Origin of the sequence: Agromyces laixinhei (assembly GCF_006337065.1) — a bacterium.
Taxonomy (GTDB): Bacteria; Actinomycetota; Actinomycetes; order Actinomycetales; family Microbacteriaceae; genus Agromyces; species Agromyces laixinhei.
The window spans coordinates 1,116,338-1,134,796 of sequence record NZ_CP040872.1 but is presented as its reverse complement, the minus strand read 5'-3'; the positions used below and the strand labels follow the sequence as shown (position 1 = coordinate 1,134,796).

17 protein-coding genes are annotated in these 18,459 nt (G+C 68.9%); 2 read left to right on the top strand and 15 right to left on the bottom strand.

The genetic code is table 11. From position 1 onward, the window contains the following. Positions 1–12: 12 nt before the first annotated feature. The 13 genes from FHG54_RS05365 to FHG54_RS05310 form a co-directional block, all read right to left on the bottom strand. A complete protein-coding gene (locus FHG54_RS05365) occupies positions 13–660 on the bottom strand; it encodes a spermidine/putrescine ABC transporter substrate-binding protein (RefSeq protein ID WP_139416359.1) in 648 nt (215 codons plus the stop codon). A 70-nt stretch (positions 661–730) separates the two neighbouring features. After that, entirely contained in the window at positions 731–1,210 is a 480-nt protein-coding gene (locus tag FHG54_RS05360) for a DUF6121 family protein (protein WP_139416358.1), read from the bottom strand. Positions 1,211–1,258: 48 nt separating this feature from the next. Further along, the gene (locus tag FHG54_RS16935; protein WP_267898513.1) at positions 1,259–1,381 is read right to left on the bottom strand and encodes a hypothetical protein; all 123 of its coding nucleotides are present in this window, start codon (positions 1,379–1,381) and stop codon (positions 1,259–1,261) included. A 217-nt stretch (positions 1,382–1,598) separates the two neighbouring features. Beyond that, entirely contained in the window at positions 1,599–2,468 is an 870-nt protein-coding gene (locus FHG54_RS05355; protein ID WP_139416357.1) for a T6SS immunity protein Tdi1 domain-containing protein, read from the bottom strand. Positions 2,469–2,612: 144 nt separating this feature from the next. Next, positions 2,613–2,975 (bottom strand): hypothetical protein, encoded by a 363-nt coding sequence (locus tag FHG54_RS05350; protein WP_139416356.1) that lies wholly within the window; start codon positions 2,973–2,975, stop codon positions 2,613–2,615. A 67-nt stretch (positions 2,976–3,042) separates the two neighbouring features. Then, positions 3,043–3,294, bottom strand: coding sequence for a hypothetical protein (locus FHG54_RS05345; protein ID WP_139416355.1), 252 nt, complete (start codon positions 3,292–3,294; stop codon positions 3,043–3,045). Positions 3,295–3,387: 93 nt separating this feature from the next. Beyond that, positions 3,388–3,666 (bottom strand): hypothetical protein, encoded by a 279-nt coding sequence (locus FHG54_RS05340; protein ID WP_139416354.1) that lies wholly within the window; start codon positions 3,664–3,666, stop codon positions 3,388–3,390. 141 nt (positions 3,667–3,807) lie between these two features. Continuing rightward, positions 3,808–4,170, bottom strand: coding sequence for a hypothetical protein (locus FHG54_RS05335; RefSeq protein ID WP_139416353.1), 363 nt, complete (start codon positions 4,168–4,170; stop codon positions 3,808–3,810). Positions 4,171–4,242: 72 nt separating this feature from the next. Further along, on the bottom strand, positions 4,243–4,527 hold the full coding sequence (locus FHG54_RS05330; RefSeq protein ID WP_139416352.1) for a hypothetical protein: 285 nt from the start codon (positions 4,525–4,527) through the stop codon (positions 4,243–4,245). A gap of 4 nt (positions 4,528–4,531) precedes the next feature. After that, on the bottom strand, positions 4,532–10,363 hold the full coding sequence (locus FHG54_RS16930; protein WP_139416351.1) for a toxin glutamine deamidase domain-containing protein: 5,832 nt from the start codon (positions 10,361–10,363) through the stop codon (positions 4,532–4,534). Positions 10,364–10,492: 129 nt separating this feature from the next. Then, positions 10,493–10,804, bottom strand: coding sequence for a hypothetical protein (locus FHG54_RS05320; RefSeq protein ID WP_139416350.1), 312 nt, complete (start codon positions 10,802–10,804; stop codon positions 10,493–10,495). After that, positions 10,797–11,456: a WXG100 family type VII secretion target gene (locus FHG54_RS05315; protein WP_139416349.1), complete on the bottom strand. Its 660-nt coding sequence runs from the start codon at positions 11,454–11,456 to the stop codon at positions 10,797–10,799. The genes FHG54_RS05320 and FHG54_RS05315 overlap by 8 nt, the downstream gene beginning before the upstream one ends. A gap of 67 nt (positions 11,457–11,523) precedes the next feature. Beyond that, positions 11,524–11,817, bottom strand: coding sequence for a WXG100 family type VII secretion target (locus FHG54_RS05310; protein ID WP_168197117.1), 294 nt, complete (start codon positions 11,815–11,817; stop codon positions 11,524–11,526). A gap of 238 nt (positions 11,818–12,055) precedes the next feature. Here FHG54_RS05310 and FHG54_RS05305 point away from each other — a divergent pair, with 238 nt between their 5' ends. Both FHG54_RS05305 and FHG54_RS05300 read left to right on the top strand, forming a co-directional pair. Beyond that, positions 12,056–12,781 carry a hypothetical protein gene (locus FHG54_RS05305; RefSeq protein ID WP_139416347.1) on the top strand — a complete coding sequence of 242 codons (726 nt, stop codon included), beginning with the start codon at positions 12,056–12,058 and terminating at the stop codon, positions 12,779–12,781. Beyond that, positions 12,778–13,416, top strand: a complete 639-nt coding sequence (locus FHG54_RS05300) for a hypothetical protein (RefSeq protein ID WP_139416346.1) — start codon at positions 12,778–12,780, stop codon at positions 13,414–13,416. Before FHG54_RS05305 ends, FHG54_RS05300 begins: the two co-directional genes overlap by 4 nt. A 17-nt stretch (positions 13,417–13,433) precedes the next feature. Here FHG54_RS05300 and FHG54_RS05295 read toward each other — a convergent pair whose 3' ends face one another. Together FHG54_RS05295 and FHG54_RS05290 are read right to left on the bottom strand one after the other, a co-directional pair. Next, a complete protein-coding gene (locus FHG54_RS05295) occupies positions 13,434–13,937 on the bottom strand; it encodes an FHA domain-containing protein (protein ID WP_139416345.1) in 504 nt (167 codons plus the stop codon). 184 nt (positions 13,938–14,121) lie between these two features. Continuing rightward, the gene (locus tag FHG54_RS05290) at positions 14,122–18,453 is read right to left on the bottom strand and encodes an FtsK/SpoIIIE domain-containing protein (protein ID WP_139416344.1); all 4,332 of its coding nucleotides are present in this window, start codon (positions 18,451–18,453) and stop codon (positions 14,122–14,124) included. Between the last annotated feature and the right edge of the window lie 6 nt (positions 18,454–18,459).

Sequence of the window (18,459 nt, the reverse complement as noted above, 5' to 3'; positions counted from 1 at the left end):
TCGGCGCGGTCGTCACCCGCCCCAGCCCGGGGCGTCGAGTTCTCGTTCCAGATCGGCGAGCAGATCCTCGATCTGCGGTTCGACGAGGCGCTCGACGGCATTGCCGATGCGGTACCTGTGCTGGGCGAGCTCGACGCAGATGCGCCGCCCGAGTTGCTTCGCGAACTCGTCGGCGAGGCGCACCTCCTCTCGGAGCGCCTCCTTCTCTTCGATGGTGAACGGGCGCGGCGCGGGTTCGGCCGCTTCGGCCGCCGCATCCGCTTCGAGACCCGACAGGGTGAACAGGAACGGCTGGTCGGGTACCGGCTCCGGATCGACGTCGAGACCCAGGAACTCGGGTTCGAGGCCCTCGCCGGCGCGATACGGCCGACGCGCCTTGCGCTCTTCTGCGAGCCGGATCTCCCGGTGCAGCATCGGGAGGTTGCGCGCCGTGTAGTCGTCGACGGCGAGGTCGATGACCCCCTTCATGCGCATCGAGAACGCATGCTGCACGGGGTGCGGCACGTCGAGGTCGAGGCCTGCAGCGGCGAGAATGGGTGAGCCGAAGCACCGGGTGCACAGGCGCACGCGGGCGCGATGCGTGCCGGGTCGCCACCGGGGCAGCCACGCCAGCCACCGGTCGACCTCGTGGCTCACGCGCGCCTCGATCGAACCCTGCATCAGCAACACGATACTGCCGGCCGCGGCTCGCGTCATCGAACGGCGGGCGGGCGGCGCGCCGGGATGCGGCTCACTCCTCGTCGTCGCGCTCCCACGGCCAGCGTGGTCGCTCCATGCCCGAACCTCGCCCGCGGGCGACGGGCACGGCGAAGGCCGCGGTCATCGCGGCGAGCGCGGCGACGAGCAGTCCGAACCAGCCGATGCCGAAGCCCACGCCGAAGAGGAGCGCGGCGAGCAGCGTGTTCGCCGAGCTCGCAAAGGCGTACCCGATCACCGAGACCACAACCAGGGCGAGCCACGCCCAGACCGCCGAGAAGATGATGCTCGGCCAAATCCGGTCGGGGCGGCGCAGCGTGACGGCAAGCGTGAGCAGCAGGGCGATGACGGATGCGCCGATCGCCGCGGGTGCCACGAAGAGCCCGGCCTCCGCGTCGACGATCACCTCGATGCCCGTCAACAGGCTCACGAAGCCGAACGCGCAGACCACGAGGGCGAAATCGAGAGCGGCGGCGAAGGCGGCGACGATCCAGGCCGTTCTGCGTGGCTCCATGCGTTCGAGCGTACGCCGCGTGTTCGCCGAACAGGCCTCAGCGAAGATTCAGGCCGGTTCCCATCCGGGGTACCCGGCGCAGCCGACCGTGAGGCGGATGAACCCGTCGTTCTTGTCGGTGAGGATCGCGTACGACTTCGCCGCATCGCCCGCATCGACGGCATCTCGCATGTTGTCGAGGTTGCGGAGCGCTGTCGGCAGCCAAGCGAGGAACGGCCCGTCGGGCAGACCCCGACGGATCTTCGGCGAGGATGCCTCGCACGCTCGCAATCGCCTTCAGCAGATCGGGGAGGTCTTGTGTGCGGTACGCCGCCCGACATGCTGGTCGCGACGAGTTCGGTGACCGGCTGTCGCAGCCGATCGCACCGCTGCTCGAGGGTGTCGGCCATCAGGCTCCCTGGCCGTTCGTGTCGATGTCGAATTTCTCGGGCGGGGTGCGAACCCCGTCGCGGAAGGCGCCCAGGCCGGCATCGAAGTCGACGGCCGAGCCGACGAAGAGCACCGTCTCGTCGGGCGCGACGTAGATCTTGCCGCCGCCGCGGACCGCGTGCACGAGGCATACGCCGAGCCCGTCGGGCAGTTCGATGACGTTCAGTTTCGGGTCTTCGGTGAGCTTCTCGAACAGCGCACGCCCGACCGCGACGAGCGGGCTCTCGCCCGGGGCATCCGTCGTCGTGTCGGTTACCTGTGCGTCGCCCGTCTGGAGGTGCGCACGCACCTGCGGCTGGCCCGCGAGCTGCGCGATCACAGCGAGGTGCTCGTAGAGACCCGCGAGCTGCAACTTCGCCGGGTCGGGCGAACCGCCGAGGGCGAGCAACGGCACGAACCCGAAGCACTGCTCGAAGCCGGGCACGCCGTCGCGCTCGGCCGCGGTCGGGTACGGCTGCCACTCCCACGCCGCATCGCGCTGGGCAGGGTCTTCGATGAGAGCCACGAGCTCGTCGAAGCTCAGCCCCTCGATGAGGTCGATGGCGCCCCATCGCGACTTGTAGACGAGGTAGAGCCCCTTGACGTGCACGACGAGGTCGCCGAGCGCCGTGGCGAACAGCACCGTCGACCCCTCGGGCAGCTCGAACACACCGGCGAGCATCTTCGCAGCACGCTCCGGGTCGAGGAACCTGAAGTAGCCGTCACCCACGAGGCCCGCGCCATGCGTGCGCCAGAGCTCGGCGACCTCGGTCGGGACGGCGCCGGCGAATGCGGCGATCGTCTCTTCGGTGATGGGGGCGACCGGGTCGAAGCTCCGGAACCTCGTCATACGTGAACCTTCCTCGGGCGGAGCCGCTCGGCCCGCTGCTGAAACGGCTCGGCTCGATGCGTCGGACGGAGCCGGGCCGCCTCGGAGAGTCTATCGAGGGGTGAGGTGAAGGACATGGGGAGGAGTCCCCATGCGTGGGTTCACTCAGTTCGTGTGCGCAGGAATGTCGAAGCCGAGCTCGACGAACGGGGTGACGAGCACCGTGTACTGCTCGGGAGTGAGCCGTCGACGCGTCAGGATCGCTCGCGCCGCCGTGGAGATCACCGTCCGGGCATCTGAATGGAGCCCGAAGAGGTGTTCGTCGAGTTCGTCGGCACGGGGATGGAGCGCAGCTCGAATCCGATGATCGAGCTCGGAATTCGCGCTCGCGGAGGGACCCGCCGCATTGCTCGCCTCCTTGCCGCCCTCGGTCCACAGATCGATCTGACGATCGAACGCCGCTTCGAGATCCGTCGCCGACAGAGCTGTCGCCGTGTCGACGAACTGCGTCGTCTCGGTGTCCAGCATCAGTTGGTCGCCTCCACATTCATGCCGTCGATCCTATCCAGCACGCGGCAGCAGCACGGCACGCCGGTCAGAACTCGATACCGGCGTCGCGGTCCGCACCGGTCAGAGACTGGAACTCGGCATCCGTCAGCTGTGCTCGCTTCCAGATCGCCTGCGCCGCAACGCTCGTGTTGGCGATGCTGGCACTGAGCGCACCATTCGGTACCAGCGCGGCAAGCTCATCGGCTCTCGGCCGGAACGCATCGCGAAGATGCTTGGCCAACGCGTCGAACTGCGCAGCGTCGAGCTTCGGCGCCTCCCCTGCGGGCTCGGGGCGCAAGAGCGATCGTCCGCCGCAAGTCGGCCAGAGTCTCGGTGGGTAGGGCGGCCGTCGCATCGATGAATGCGACCACGTCGCCGGGCAGAAACGACATCAGTGACCCTCGCCCGGCTCGACTCGGTATCCCCGGGCACGAACCAGGTCGAGGAAGGAGTCGAGGTCGGCCGCTTCACGAAGCAACTCGCCCAACTCGCCCTCGTTCTCAGCCATCCGGAAGACCGCGGTCGCGAACGGGTGCGTCACCGGCGCAACACCGGGCAACGGTGGTGGCGCCGACGTGCTGACCAGGAGGCCGCTCTCTCCTCGAAGGTCGAGCGCGAGTTGATCACCGGCGAACACCTTGTAGCGCCGCGGTGCCTCGAGTCGGGTCATGCCGCTCCGTCCGATCCACATGGGGCATGGGGCATGGTCCACATGCGCCTGCTACTCAGCCGGCGTGAACGGGAACGTCGAGGCGACCTCGACGAACGGCGTGATGAGCAGTGCGTGAGGAGTCCCCATGCGTGCGTACGCTCAGTCCGCGTGAGCAGGGATGTCGAAGCCGAGTTCGACGAACGGGGTGACCAGCACCGTGAACTGCTCGGCGGTCAGGCGCCGGCGCGTCAGGATCGCTCGCGCCGCCGTGGAGATCACCGTCCGGGCCCCCGTGTGGAGCCCGAGGACGTGTTCGTCGAGTTCGTCGGCACGGGGAAGGAGCGCTGCTCGAATCCGATGATCGAGCTCGGAGTTCGCGCTCGCAGACGGACCCGCCGCATCGCTCGCCGCGTCGCCGCCCTCGCTCCACAGGTCGAGCTGGCGCTCATACGCCGCTTCGAGGACCGCCGCGGGAAGTGCCGTCGCCGCGTCGACGAACCGCGTCGTCTCGGTGTCCAGCATCAGTTCGTTGCCCCCGGAGTCATACGTGCGATCTTATCGAGGTCCGGACGGATGTCTCGAGCGCGATCGTCCTCACTCCGTCGCCGCGACGGGTGTCATTCGGCTGATCTTCGCGAAGTTCGGGGTGTGGAACTCCTGACGAACCGCGCCCGTTCGCTTGTCGATGAAGATCGCGAGATTGTCCCAGCGGGCGAATGCCTCGACACCGTCGACGTAGAACTGCCGTGAGCCCCAGACCGGCAGATAATCCTGCTCGTCCTCGAACCACTCATCGGCGATGTAGAGGTCGCCCGAGATCGCGGGCGGGTGCTCGACGAAGTACTGATCGAGCGCCTGGCGTGCTTCGTGGATCGTCATGGTCCTAGTCTCGCTCCTTCGACGGGCCCGCGCCGACGCGCGACGCATCACCGTGCTCATCTTCGTAGTCGTCGCCCGGACCGTTGGTCACGATGGTCGACCCGGAAGACGTTCCGGATCCGCTGGTCGACGCCCCCGAAGGAGTGGACGGTGCAGCAGGTGCTGCCGGAGCACTACTCGGCGGCGTGGCCAGCTCGAGCTTGAACTGCACCGCCCCGGCCTCCAGCCTCAGGTTCTGGTCTCGGAGCACCTGGATCTCGCCCTGCAGACGACGCGCCTCGGCGATGCTGGTCGCCGGGTCGTGCAGGATCGTCAGCCGTTCGGCGATGAGTTCCGTGTTCCGGTCGCGCCAGCGTTCGTTGGCCGCGAACTCGCGGTCGATCATCTGCTGCGGCAGCGCCGACGGATCCGCGGCGTCGCGCCAGTCGACCAAGAGCTGGTACTCCGGCTGGGTCCACGGCTTCGACGTCTTCAGCACCTCGCTCGTGGGCACGAGGTCGTCGACTCGCATGACCAGGATGTCCTTCCACGGTGCCGACGACGTCTCGTTGAAGTGCATCGCGTCGAGATAGCCGGAGACGTCGGTCTGGTTCACCTGCCCGTCGTACAGCTTCACGCCGTCGGACTCCTTCACGACGGTGAAGATGTGCCCGCCACCGGTCTTCCAGTACCCGGCGATGAACCCGCGGCCGCCCTCGGGCCACGAGGCGGTGAGCGCATCGAGCGCCTCCCTGGCCGTCTGTCCCTGGAAGTCACCCAACTGCTCGAAGTCGCGACTGCTGCCGTCGGCCTGCATCCAGTCGGCGGCGATGCTGTGCGGGAAGCGACCCTCGAAGGTCGGGTTGATCGCGCCCGTCGCAGCGTCGACGACCGCACCCTGCACCGTGGGGCTGGCGATGACATCGTAGCCTCGGAGGCGGAGCTCGAGTGCGTTGACAACGTAGTGGCAGTTGTTCAGGAAGCGCCCCTGATCGACCGTGACGCCCATTCCGTTGACGATATGGATCGCCTGTGCCGACGACTCAGGCGTCGCGATGTGCGGGAACGCGTCGTCGAGGATCTGGTGGTGAATCGTCTCCGGAACCGCTGGTTCCTGCGACTCCGCGGAATCGGGGGCCTCGCTGTCGGCCGGGGTCGACTCGGCGTCAGGCTCGGCAGCGGTCTCGGGCGTCGAGTCGGCATCCGAACCGGAGTCGGTGTCGCTCGCGTTGTCCGTGTCGCTCGCGTTGTCGGTCGACGTCTCGCCCTCGGTTCCCCCATCATTTGCTGATTCGTCGGGGTTCGTACCCGACTCAGTAGGGTTCGTACCCGACTCAGCAGGGTTCGTACCCGACTCGGCAGGGTTCGTACCCGACTCAGCAGGGTTCGTACCCGACATCGAGGTCGGGTCTGCACCGGTGCGCGCGGGCGCGCCGTGTCCTGTTCCGCCGGTCACACCCGGCTGGGTCGAACCGGACGGCGTCGAACCGGACGGCGTCGAACCGGACGGCGTCGAACCGGAGGCGGGCGTCGCACCAGGGGCGGACGCACCCGGTGTCGAGCCCGAGCCTGCACTCGACGGCGAGGGTCCCGCTGTCACCGGCTTCGCCGAGGTGAGCGTGCTTTGGGTGGCGTTGGAGTTTCCCCCGACCGAGTCGGAAGCGCCGAGGTGAACGTTCAGCTTGATGTGAGCGTGCAGTTTCTTGTCGATCTTCCGCATTGCGCTGGCGACATCCGTGCGCAGATCATCGATACGCCTTCCCGACCAGGCCGGGCCGTGCGAGCTGTTGATCGGCGAGTGACCGACGCCATCGAAGCGATCAGCGCGCCCTCCCGCGATCTGGTCGGGTCCGTGAAGCACGGCAGGCTTCGGGAAGATGCTCCTGACACCCTTGGCCGTCATCGCGTCCAGGGCGGATTGCTGCAGTGTCTTCGCGACCCGCTTCCACTTGTCGTAGAACGTGACGTTGTGCCGCCACTCCGCGATCGTCAGGTCGTTCAGGCCTTGCTGCTGGAGGCCGACCTGGCGCTGGAACTCAGCCCAGTCATGGTTGGAGTTCGACCGGTTGAAGGCGGTGACCGTGATCGGATTCTTGAGCGAGAACGAACCGTCCGTGTTTCGCACGATCGGCGAGTCAGGCCGATCCGCGAGCGCGTCGAGCTGCTGACGGATCTCGGGCGTCAGCTCGGGGATGTTGTAGCCGTTGTACGTCACCCCGGCTCCGTCGGAGCCGTCGGAGGCGTGCGAGGGGTCGACCCGATCTGCAGGCGGAGTCCACTTCGGCCCCGAGGCGCTCCGGTCGCCGCCGTCAGAGGAGTCGCTGCCCTCGGAGGAGGCGTTGGCGTCGCTGGAGTCCGTAGCGGACGAACCGTCGGCGGCGTCGGCCGTAGAGCTCGACCCATCGACCGTGGCGGACGGACCGTCGGCAGATGTCGGCGTCCCACCGTCGACCGCGCTCGGCGTCGAGGGCGTGCTCTGGGCGGGAGCCGTGCTCGGCGACGTGGGGGACGACGGAGTCGCAGCCGTTGACGGCGAGTGGGGCGCGGTGTGCGTCGGCGAGGTCGTCGTCGACGCCGGCGACGACGGAGTCGTCGTCGACGACTGCCCGTCGGGGTTGGTCGCGTCGACGTTCGTCCCGTCGGCCGCCGGCGCATCCGGCTGCGCGGCGTGCGGCTTCGTGCCGTCGGGGTTCGTGACGCGCTCGGGCTGGATCGAGGCATCCCAGTTGGTCGCGTTCGGCTCGGCGGGCGGCCACGGCGAGCGGCTGCCGGTCTGCGCGTCGATCGACCACACGGTATCGCCGTCGAAGTAGGCGTTGAACCAGTGACCGTCACCGGTCGACCGGTCGATGCCGACCACGCAGTGGGAGCCCTCTCCCATGTCGCGCAGGGTCGCGTCGATCTGCTCGGGGGTCATGGGGGTCTGCGGGTTGCCGGTGCGCGCCTCCATCTGGGCCACGTCGAGCGTTCCGGTGGATGCTTCGGAGCTCGAGTCGCCGTTCAGGAAGTCGTTGAGGATGGCCGAAGTATTGCCGCAGTTCGTCGCGTATCCGTTGGCCGGATCGGACGGGTCGTAGTTCGGGTTGATCTCGTTGAGCGCCGTATCGATCTCGTCGAGCGTGCGGTCGCTGTGGTTCGATCCACCCTGGTCGGCCTCGGGCGCCTCGGGCTGCAGTGCGCCGTCGTTCTCGGGCGTTGCCCCGTTGTCGGAGTCCGCCCCGGAATCGGCCGTGCTCGCGTCGTTCGAACCGGCATCGTTTCCGGAGCCGTCGGCACCCGAACCATCCGCACCCGCGTTCGAGGAGTTGCTCGAGCCGTCGGCGTTCGGACCGGCCGGCTTCGGCGCGGCCGGGGTCGAACCGCCGGGCGTGTGCGTCGGCAGAATGCCGGGCTTGCCGATCATGAGCGCCGCGGCGCCGGCGACGGCAGCACCACCGGCGCCGGCAGCGGCGTCGGGGGCCAAGATGCCATCGGCATCGGATGCCTCGGGCGAATCGCTCTCGCCGTCACTCGACCCGCCGTCGGCGTCTGTCGAATCCGGTTCGGTGCCGTCGGTGTCAGTCGCGTCAGTGTCGGTCGCGTCGGTGTCGGTCGCGTCGGTGTCGGTGTGGCTCACATCGGCATTGCCGTTCGAGCCATCACCGGTGTCGCCGAGCGGGCCCCTCGACGACCCAGCACCGGCCGCAGCCGCGCCAGGTGCGTCAGAACCTTCGCCGCCGGACGTCGGTGCCTCAACATCAGGCGTCCCGCCGTTGTCGGCAGGAGTGCCGCCGTTCTCAGCAGGAGTGCCGCCATTGTCTGCAGGCGTCCCGCCATTGTCGGCAGGAGTGCCGCCATTGTCAGCAGGAGTCCCGCCGTTGTCAGCAGGAGTTCCGCCATTGTCGGCCGGAGTTCCGGCGTTGTCGGTCGGAGTGCCGCCGTTGTCAGCAGGAGTACCGCCGTTATCGGCCGGAGTTCCGGCGTTGTCGGTCGGAGTGCCGGCGTTGTCGGTCGGAGTGCCGCCGTTCTCAGCAGGAGTACCGCCATTGTCAGCAGGAGTACCGCCGTTATCGGCCGGAGTTCCGCCGTTCTCAGCAGGAGTTCCGCCGTTCTCAGCCGGAGTGCCACCATTATCGGCCGGAGTTCCGCCATTGTCGGTCGGAGTCCCGCCGTTCTCCGCAGGAGTGCCGCCAGCGTCAGCGGGCGCCCCCGCGCCGTCACCAGCACCGGCACCGGCCCCGGAGCCGTCGCCGACACCGCCACTGCCGTCGGCTCCGCCGCCCGTCGGTCCATCCGTCGGAATGTCGACCGACCCGCCGCCGTCGCCGGCACCGACACCGCCGTCGGCTCCGCCGCCCGTCGGTGCATCCGTCGGAATGTCGACCGCCCCACCGCCGTCGCCTGCGCTGGTGCCCGCATCGCCGGCACCGGGCTGCGGCGCGTCGTTCGAGACATCGACCGAGTTGCCGCCGCCCTGGTTCGACGACCCGGTACCGGAACCACCAGGAGTGGGGATGCCGCCGGAGTCGGTCACGCCTGACCCCGCACCGGCGTTCGACCCGGGCTTGAGTGCACTGAGACCGCGGCCAGCAGCGGTCATGCCGCCACCGAGCAGCGCACCGAGCACCATGCCCGAGATCGGGTTGAACTCCGTACCGTTCATGCCGGACTCGACCCCGGAGCTCACGAGGCCGTCGGCCGCACCGGCGACCGTCTCGGCCCCGACCTCTCGCGCACCCGCCCGGAAGCCGGGCCCGCCTGAGCCGCCGAGCACCCGCGAGACAGGTGAGGCGATCGCGCCGCCCGCGAACGCGGACACGAACGCCGTGCCGACGTTCTGCTGCTCGTAGCCCTCTTCGCCGGATCGAGCGGCATTCACGTAGGTGACCGAGATGGTCGACGCGATTCCTGCCTGCAGGCCCTCCTTCGCAGCACGCAGGCCGCCGCGCACCAGCATGCCCTTGACGCCGCGGATACCCCTGAGGAACGTCTTCAGCCTCTGGATGAGCTGGGCGATCTTGATGCACCAGCGGATGACGGTGTGGCCGACCTTCGCGGCGGTCGCGAGCGCCGCCAGACCCGCAGTGACGAGACTGAGCAGGCCGCCGACAGCGAGCTCCGCGGCGATCTCGATCGCCATCTGCTTGAGGAACCAGCCGAGTTCCTCGCGCATCTGACGAAGCTGGGTGCGGAAGTCGCGGATCCACTGCTCCATCGCGTCGGCACTCTGCCGGAGCTCGTTCAGCCCGGACGACATGCTCGAACGGCAGGCGAGCATCGAGGCCTTCTGCGGGCCCGGCAGCGTCGCAGAATTGGCGTTCGTGAAGCTCGAGCCGACGCTGGTGCGCGCCGAGCTGATACTGGTGGCGAAGTCGCTCCAGGCGTCGGCCGCGTTCTGCAGCTTGTCTTCGTCGCCGGTCGGGATGACGACACCGACCTGCGCGAGACCCCACTCGAGAATCTCCTGGAACTCCCCGAGCGGACCCGGCCAGCCCGGGCCGAGCGCGTTCGACGGATTCGCCTTCGAGTTGTCGATGCGCGCCGTCGCCTCGGCCGGCCGCGCCGTCTCCGGGTCGAGCCCGGCGCCCGGCTTCTGCGCCGCGTCGTAGGCACGTGCCGTGTTCGAGAGCGCAGCGTCGAGAATCCGCAAGGCGTTGCCGTGCGAGGTGATCGCATCGATCGTCGGACCGGCGAGCTGGTCGTATCCTTCGGATCCCTCGCAGAACTCCTCTGCCGCGTTGTCGTCGCCCGCCATGCCACCGCAGCCGTTGAGCTGCGAGAGCAGTGTGGTCACGGCGCTGTCGAGCGTCGTGGCGATGCTGTAGAGGTCATCACCGTCCTGCACGAGGCGTGCGGGATCCAGCTTCACCTGGGTCATCAGGAGTCCTATCGGAGTATCGGTTCTGAAACGAGAAGGGTCTGACCGGCGGTCACGACTCAGATCGGGGTGCCGCGGTTCCACCCCGGCTTCTGCAGGAGGAGGTCATCGAGTTCACGGGCGATCACGCTATGCCTCGAAGTTCGATTGGATCGACGCCCACGAGGAGTCGAGCTTCTCGATGGTGCCGGAATACGCGTCGGACGAGGCCTGCGCCTGGTTCTTGAGCGCCAGCGCAGTCACCTCGAGAGCCGAAGCGCCGACCGTCCACGCGTTGAAGGTGCCGAGAAACGCCTGCATCGCAGGACCCTGCCACTCGGTGGGGAGCATGTAGGCGAACCCGCTCGCTCCTTGCTTGAGTGCAGAGGTATAGCCGATGAGTTCGTTCATCGTCTGCAAGAGCTCACTGAGCTCGGTGGTGTCGGCCTGCTGCTCAGCCATTCCCGCCGCCTCCCTTGACCTGTTGGAACGCCTCGGCCACCGGGCCGAAGTCGGGCATGTCGATGTCGACCTCGATGTACGCGTTCGCATCGGGCTCGCCGTCGGCACCGACGCGGAAGACGCCCGTGCCGATCGAGTCGTCGTCGCCATCGCCGTCGGTGTCGCCGGAACCGCCCCCGGTGGCCTGACCACTCGTCTTGCGTGGGCCGAGCGCGCCGCCGCCGAACTGCTCGACCTCGTCGTCGCCGGCGTAGTCGCGACCGAAGTACTCGGCCATGTCCTCCGCCTTGCCCTCGCCCGTCGCCACACGGGCGCTGAGGTTGCCCGAGGCGCTTCGCACGCTGACGAGGCCCTGCTGACGCTGGCGGAAGCCGGTGCCGATGCCCGTCTCGGTGCGGGTGTAGCTGCCGTCTGCGGCGATCAGACCCTGCTGCAGACCAGTGAGGGCGAGCCGGACCTGCGATGCCAGGGTCACGAATGTGGCCCAGTCCTCACCGAACTTCTCTGCGTCATCACCGACCCATGTCGTACCGGCCATGCGGCTGACGACGCTGTCGGCTGACGCGAGGTTCGCGTCGAACGTCACGATGACGTTGCCGATGAGCGCTGCGACCTCGCTCAGCGATGAGGCGCGTACTTTGAAGAAGACCATCTCAGACCCCTAGCCGTGAACCGATGCCGGCGTGCGTCGCCGCACGCCGGCACCCTGGATGCGTGCGTCAGCCGTTGAACGTGCCGGCGATCGCGTTCTCGCTGTCTTCGTACGACAGCGCAGCCTGGTTGAGCAGGTCGCTGATGCCCTGGAGCGACTCCTTCAGCTGCAGGCCGGCCTGGTCCCACTGCGAGTACAGCTCGTTGAAGCTCTGCGACGCGGTGCCGCCCCAGTCGCCCGAGATGAGCCCCTCGACCAGCGACTTCAGGTTCGACAGCTGCGACTCGATCGACTGCGAGCCGCTCGAGAGCTGGCCGGCGACACCGGCGAGAGAGTCGGATGTGACGCGGATCTCCGCCATGATTTCCTCCGTTGAGTTGGATGCCTCGGTGGGCATCGAGCCGGAGCATGCGCTCCGAATTGTCTGTGCCTCGAACACGTTACCTGCAAGCACCGGAAATGCCGATGGGGAGTACTCCCCTAGTGGTTCCCGTCAACTGGCTGCGGCCATCCGCCCCCGAATGGGCGACAGGCTCGAGGCCGGGTAGGCTGACGGCGCGCGCGGTACGCCTCGTCCGTGGCGAGACACGGAGGATGCAGTGCAGGGGGTCTACCGGGCGCACGTCGACCGAATGAAGGTCGACACCGCCGAGCGGCTGAATCGGCGCCTCTTCGTGACCGGCCTCGCCATCGGGGCTGTCTTCGCCGCCCTCGTCGTCGTCGCGATCATGCGGGGCTTCGGTTGGTTCACGGTGGTCATCGCCGCGTTCGCCATGGTCGCCGGCCTCGTGTCCGCGGTCCTCGCACACCGACGCCGACGCGCACTCGGGCTGCTGATCGCCGACGACGGCATCGCGATCGCCGTCGGGCCCGACGGAGTGCAGCTCGCGGGGGCCCCGCTCATCCCCTGGTCGGAGATCGTCTTCGTCGGGGTGCTCGACGACCGTCGTCGCACCGGCACCTTGCGACGGCTGCCGGTCATCGGCTTCTTCGCGAGCACCGCTGTGCGCGCCGGCAGCGCCACCCTGCTGTGCGAGCTCGGGGTACGCGACGCCCCGTCGCTGCGCGACGCGTTCGCGCAGGCGCCCGGCGGTGAACGTGTCACCGTGTTCGACGAGTTCGACGGTCGGCGACGCGGTCTGGTGCCTCTTCTGCTCGATGCAGTGCTCGATGACGCAAGCGCGCACCAGGCGGCGCAGTTCGTCATCCGCGAGGCGGAGCGTCGAGACATCCCGGCTCGCATCTTCGACCGCATTTTCGACTACTTCGAATGGAAGGGGCCGATGATCGATCACAAGTGGCCCGTTCAGAAGGGGACCCAGTGACCGCCGAACCTCAGGAACAACCACTGCGCGCGAGCCCGGCCGAGGTACGCCGCGTGCGCTCGCGCAGCCAGATGGTCGCCGCGCTCGTGATGCTCGTGCTCGGGCTGGTGGCGTTGGTCATCAGCATCGTCATGTACGACGCCCTCGTCGAACTGTCGAGCACCTACCGCGGCCGTCGCGGCGGCCTGCGCGACGCCGTCGCCCCGGGAGCTGTGCTGCTCAGCGCCGGCGCCGCCCTGGGCGGACTCGTCTGGCTGCTCGCCTGGTCGTACCGCTGGGAGCGCGTCGCCACCGGAACGGTGTTGAAGCAGCAGGCGAGCTCCTACCTCGCGCTGCCCTCGCACGAGGCCTCAGCCGTGCTCGCCCGGCTGGCCAGCGGCGACCCTCGGACGTACCTGCCGCTGCCGGTCACGAACAAGGGAGACGTCGTCTTCGGCGTCTGGCTCGCCAAGGCGGATCGGGTCGCCTACGCCGGTGTCGCCGGCCGACTCGGGCGCGACTGGCAGGCATTGCCCCTCGCCATGCTCGACGGGCCGGCGTACGAGGCGATCAGCCGTCTCAACGTCGACCACTACGGTGCCCGCGCCAGCCAGACGATCGTGAACGGCTTCGTCTCCGGTCTCTTCAGCGACTGAGCCCGCGCGCGATCGCGTCAGGCCGCGCGCAGCACGAAGCTCAGGTCGCCGAGCCAGATCGTGTCGGTGATCTCGAGCGTGATACGGGTGCCCGCACTTTCGAGCGGGAGCACCGCACCTGCGCGCTCGACCCGTGAGCCGTTCGCCGATCCGGCGTCGCCCACGGTGATCTGCCCGCCCTGCACATCGAGGAAGAGGTGCACCCGCGAGACCGAACGCGTGTCGTCGACGACCTCGACGGCTCGGGCGCCCATGGCGAGGGCAGTGTCGGCGGGCTTGCGGCCGATGACCGCGGACCCTTCGACGACGACGCGCTGACCGGTCGAGAAGAGCAGCTCGACGCGTTCGATCGGCGCAACCGCGGCGGGCACTGCAGCGGGCGGCTCGATGCGCGCGCCCGGCTGCTGCCAGGGCAGCGAGCGAGGGAGCGGAACCGGCTCGAGCGGGGCCGCCGGAGACGGCTTCGGGGTGTCGGCGCGCGGCGCCGGCGCCGGCTTCTCGACCTGGAATTGAGCAGGCACAGGGGGCGTCGAGTGCTGCGGTATCAGCTGACCGCACGAGATGCAGTACATGCTGTTCGGCTGCAACGTGGCGTCACAGTACACGCAACGGGCAGAAGCCACTCGGATCATCCCCTTCTCGACGGGCGCAGCACCCGGTCACTCCCGGTGTCGCCCGGCTCAGTCTACGTGCGCGAGGCATCCGTCATTGCCGGATGTCCGGCACCCGCACCGGCAGCCAGCCGCTCGGCGTCGTGAGCACGGCGGAACCGGGCGTGGCCCGACCGAGCATGAACTTCGGAATCGGTGAACCGACTGCCTGCGTGCCCATGATCGTCGACTCCGGCCGCAGGACGAGGGCACGCCTGGCGCGCTTCGCCTCGACGACCGGACCGCCGAACAACGTCGACAGCGACTCGGAATCGGCGGCCACGATGAACACCGCTCGATGCTTCGCACCCGTGAGCGCATGCTCGATGGGTGCATTCTTGAGCTGCTCGGCGTCGTCGACGACGACGGTGACGAACTCTCCGGCGGCATCGAGGATCGGCTCGAGCTCTGCCGGTCCGATGTCGCCTCCCCGGATGACGTGGATTCCATGGGTGGTGGCCACCTCGGTGAGGATCGACTCCCGACCCGAGACCACGACGACCGGAGCCTTGCGCCAGGCCAGCTGGTGCACGATCGCCGCGAGCGCCGACGAGCGACCGGACTTGCGCGGCCCGGTGACGACGAACCCGCCTTCGGCCGGCCAGTCGAGAGTGAATCGAGACAGCAGGTCACCGCCGACTGCGACGACCGGGCCGTCATCGGGCCCGGACTCACCGAGCGGCAGCTCGTAGGCTGCGGTCAGCGCGAAGTGGCTCGGCAGCGGATCCACGCGGAACGGCGACGGCAGCGCTGCGAGCTGCGGGAACTGGTCGAAGTGGTCGCGCACCTGCTCGACGATGCGGCGCAGAGCGGTCGCCTGCGCCTCGCCGCTGGTGTCGTGCACGAGCACGGCGAGCTGGGCTTCGGCGGCATTCGCTCCGAACAGCACGCGCCCCGGCCCGAGGTTCAGCGGGACCTCCCGCGCGAGGATGCCGGCCGTGCGATAGTCGGCGATGTCGCGCAGCGGCAGCACGTACTGCTCGTCGATGAACGAGATGATCTTGTCGCCGGTGATGCCGCGGTCGCCGGTGATGATCACGCGCACACCCACGGCCGGGCCCTCGCGGAGGATGCGCATGAACTGGTCACGGAAGGTGACGAGCTGGTCGGGGTTCATCGTCGAGAGCATGCGCTCCCAGCCGTCGACCGCGACGATCGCGTACGGCAGTCGCGCTTCGGGGGCCGACTGGGCGCGCTGCTCTGAGATGTGCCCGACCCCGGCAGCCGAGAGCACCGACTGCCGACGGCTCAGCTCTTCGAGCAGGCGTTGCACGAGACGCGGCAGGCGATCGGAGTCGAGCTGGGTGACGACCGCACCGGTGTGCGGGGCATCGACGAGCGGCAGCAGTGCACCGTTGCCGAAGTCGATGATGTACATGTGCAGGTCGGCCGGCGAGAACTCCTGCACGAGCTGCGCCAGCATCGTGCGCAGCGCCGTCGTGCGGCCGGACAGGGCGCCACCGAGGAAGAGCAGGTGCGAACCCTCCGCGACGCCCCAGGTGAGGCTGCGCTGGGATTGCTCACCCGGCACGTCTTCGAGGCCGAGCGCGATGTGGTGTTCGGGCACACGCTGGTCCTGGAACTTCTCGAGCGGGAGCACGGTCGGCAGCGGCATGAGCCACGGCGACGGATTCTTCGGTACGCCGAGCTGCTGGGTCGCGTCTGCCACGAGGTTCACGAGCGCCCGCAGATCGGTGTCGTCGTGGTCGGCGTTCTGCTGCTGGGTCGACACCGCCTTCGGATAGCGCACCGGGTAGCCGAGATCCGCCCACTCGAGCGGCGCCTTGCGCGGCAGCACTTTCACCTGCCGCTGCACTCCGGGCCGGATGCCCGCCACCCGGGCCGTCTGGAAGGGAACGGGCGCCGAGGCGGGCCCCGTGCGCACGAAGCCCCGACCCGGGGTCGATGGGCTGATCATCGCCGCCTCGCCCGAACCGAGGATGTCGGAGGAGTCGGTGCGGTCGGTGACTCGCAGGGCGACACGCAGGTTGATGTTCGACTGCATCTCGGGGGTGACGACACCGGCAGGACGCTGGGTGGCGAGCACGAGGTTCACGCCGAGCGAGCGACCGACCCGGGCGATACGCACGAGTCCGTCGATGAACTCGGGCAGCTCGGTCTTGAGTTCGGCGAACTCGTCGATGACGATCATCAGTCGCGCGAGTCCGCGACGGGCGGCCGTGTCGGCGTCCTTCGCCCACGCCGAGTCGACGTCCTTCGCGTTCATGTCGCGCAGCACCTTCTCGCGGCGCTTCAGTTCGGCGTCGAGCGAGGCGAGCGCACGTTCGGTCTCGCGAGCGTCGAGGTTGGTCACCATGCCGACGGTGTGCGGCAGCCGCTCGCAGTCGGCGAACGCAGAACCGCCCTTGTAGTCGACGAGCACGAAGTTCAGCGCGTCGGGCCGGTTCGCCATCGCGAGGCTGACGACGAGGGCCTGGAGGAACTCCGACTTGCCCGAACCCGTGGTGCCCGCCACGAGTGCGTGCGGGCCGTCGCGCGAGATGTCGATCGCGAACTCGCCGTCACCGGTCGCGCCGACCACGACGAAGGTGTTCCGGGGGTGGGTCGACCAGCGACGCACGATCGGTTCGGGGTCGTCGAGGTCGATCTTCATCAGCTCGACGTAGCGCACGCTGCTCGGCAGCATGGCGTCGTCTCCGACGCCGCTGACGTGTCGCAGGGAGCACAGGCTGCGCGCGATCTGCTCGCAACGCGTCACCGACAGTCCGTCGAGCAGCACCATCGGGTAGTACTCGGAGCCGGTCTCGACGCGCGCCATGGCCAGGTCGTGGTCGTCGACCACGACCACGCTCTTGGCCTCTTCCGGCAGCCGCGCACGCTCGCTGTCGAGGGCGACGACGTGGATGCCGTGGTTCGCACCGTGCTCGAGCAACGGCACCATGCCCGGCAGCATGCGATATTCACGGGCACCGTCGACGATGACGAGGATGTCGTTGGACGGCGGGGCGCCGCGCTGGCCTGAAGCGCGCACCCGCTGCTCGAGCACGACGCCGAGCTCGCGCACGCGCTCGCGCCGGCTGTCATCGGTGTTGCCGACCGCAGCGGCGGCCGGGCCGCTCTCGACGTGGGGCAGCCACTGGGTCCACGCCCAGTCCTCTGCCGCGTCGTCGGGGCAGACGATGACGATCTCGGAGTCGCGGGGCGATCGCAGCGTGGCGAAGCTCGCGACGATCGAGCGTGAGACGCTGCGGACGGCGTCGGCCGACCCGGCGATGCCGAGGGGCCCGTTGCGCAGGTCAGCTGCGACCGGTGACGGGGACACGCCGACGCGGCGGGTCTCACCTCGGTCGCGGCCCCCACCCTCGAAGCGCACGTCGAGGGAGACCTCTGCCACTCCGACGCGCATCGACAGGGCATCGGAGTCGGCCCGGCGCCGCTCCCAGAGGCGCGACATCGGCTTGGTCGCGATATCGCCGATGACGACGGGGTCGGGCAGCCGGTACCAGTTCGCGAGCCGCTGCACCTTGGCGAGGTCTTCGATTCGCCCCTCTGCGACGCGCACCTCCTCGATCCACTGGCGTTCGGTCTTCACGCCCTTCTTCTTCGCCAGCTTGCGGTTGGTGAGGAAGGAGCCGATGACCATGATCGGGCTGGCCGCAGCCATCAGCAGCATGATCGCCCGGCCGAACACCAACGCCATGGTCACGCCGAGCACGACGGGGATGATCGCCGACAGCCACGGCAGCGGCGACTGATCGGGGTCTTCGGGGCGATCTCCCGGCAGTGGGATGGTCGGTTGCTCGATCGCGGGGCGGATGCGCGACGGGCGGTTGAATCCGCGATCGCCGAGTGCATCACGGGTGAGGTCGGCATCGGCGGCCGGCGCGACACCGAGTCGCAGCACGCTGCTGCCGAGCTGCAGCAGATCGGCGGGAACGATCTCGCGCGCGTCCTCGAGACGCTCTCCGTTGACCCAGACATCCGCTCCGGGCGCCGGGGTCAGGGTCGCGACCAGGCGCGCGGGGCGTCCGTCTCCGGTCGTCGCGTCGCTGAGGGCGAGGCTCGCGTGCATCGGCGCCAGCGCGCCGTCGGCGACGACGATCGAGGCGCCCGAATCGCGGCCGACGGTCACGACGGCGCCCCGGGCGAGGGCGACGGCGTCGCCCGCGAAGGGGCCGCCGACGAACTCGAGGCGCAGCGTGCCCAGCGGCAGCGACTGGTCGCCTCGATTCGGCACGGATGCCCCGGACAGCAGGGTGCTCTCGGAGAGCGATGCCGTCTCACCGGCGAGCGGGTCGAGCGCGACGCTGGGCAGGCCGAGCGCCTCGGCGACCTCGCCGACGGTCGTCGCCTCATCCACGTCGAGCGACCACGAGCCCGTGGCCCCGCTCCCGGTCGCCGGATCGATCGTCAGTCTCAGGCTCATCGGTCC

Bases quoted from the DNA above. Each gene is read 5' to 3' on its own strand.
- FHG54_RS05365 (WP_139416359.1), bottom strand. From the start codon at position 660: ATGCAGGGTTCGATCGAGGCGCGCGTGAGCCACGAGGTCGACCGGTGG.
- FHG54_RS05360 (WP_139416358.1), bottom strand. From the start codon at position 1,210: ATGGAGCCACGCAGAACGGCCTGGATCGTCGCCGCCTTCGCCGCCGCT.
- FHG54_RS16935 (WP_267898513.1), bottom strand. From the start codon at position 1,381: ATGCGAGATGCCGTCGATGCGGGCGATGCGGCGAAGTCGTACGCGATC.
- FHG54_RS05355 (WP_139416357.1), bottom strand. From the start codon at position 2,468: ATGACGAGGTTCCGGAGCTTCGACCCGGTCGCCCCCATCACCGAAGAG.
- FHG54_RS05350 (WP_139416356.1), bottom strand. From the start codon at position 2,975: ATGCTGGACACCGAGACGACGCAGTTCGTCGACACGGCGACAGCTCTG.
- FHG54_RS05340 (WP_139416354.1), bottom strand. From the start codon at position 3,666: ATGACCCGACTCGAGGCACCGCGGCGCTACAAGGTGTTCGCCGGTGAT.
- FHG54_RS05335 (WP_139416353.1), bottom strand. From the start codon at position 4,170: ATGCTGGACACCGAGACGACGCGGTTCGTCGACGCGGCGACGGCACTT.
- FHG54_RS05330 (WP_139416352.1), bottom strand. From the start codon at position 4,527: ATGACGATCCACGAAGCACGCCAGGCGCTCGATCAGTACTTCGTCGAG.
- FHG54_RS16930 (WP_139416351.1), bottom strand. From the start codon at position 10,363: ATGACCCAGGTGAAGCTGGATCCCGCACGCCTCGTGCAGGACGGTGAT.
- FHG54_RS05320 (WP_139416350.1), bottom strand. From the start codon at position 10,804: ATGGCTGAGCAGCAGGCCGACACCACCGAGCTCAGTGAGCTCTTGCAG.
- FHG54_RS05315 (WP_139416349.1), bottom strand. From the start codon at position 11,456: ATGGTCTTCTTCAAAGTACGCGCCTCATCGCTGAGCGAGGTCGCAGCG.
- FHG54_RS05310 (WP_168197117.1), bottom strand. From the start codon at position 11,817: ATGGCGGAGATCCGCGTCACATCCGACTCTCTCGCCGGTGTCGCCGGC.
- FHG54_RS05290 (WP_139416344.1), bottom strand. From the start codon at position 18,453: ATGAGCCTGAGACTGACGATCGATCCGGCGACCGGGAGCGGGGCCACG.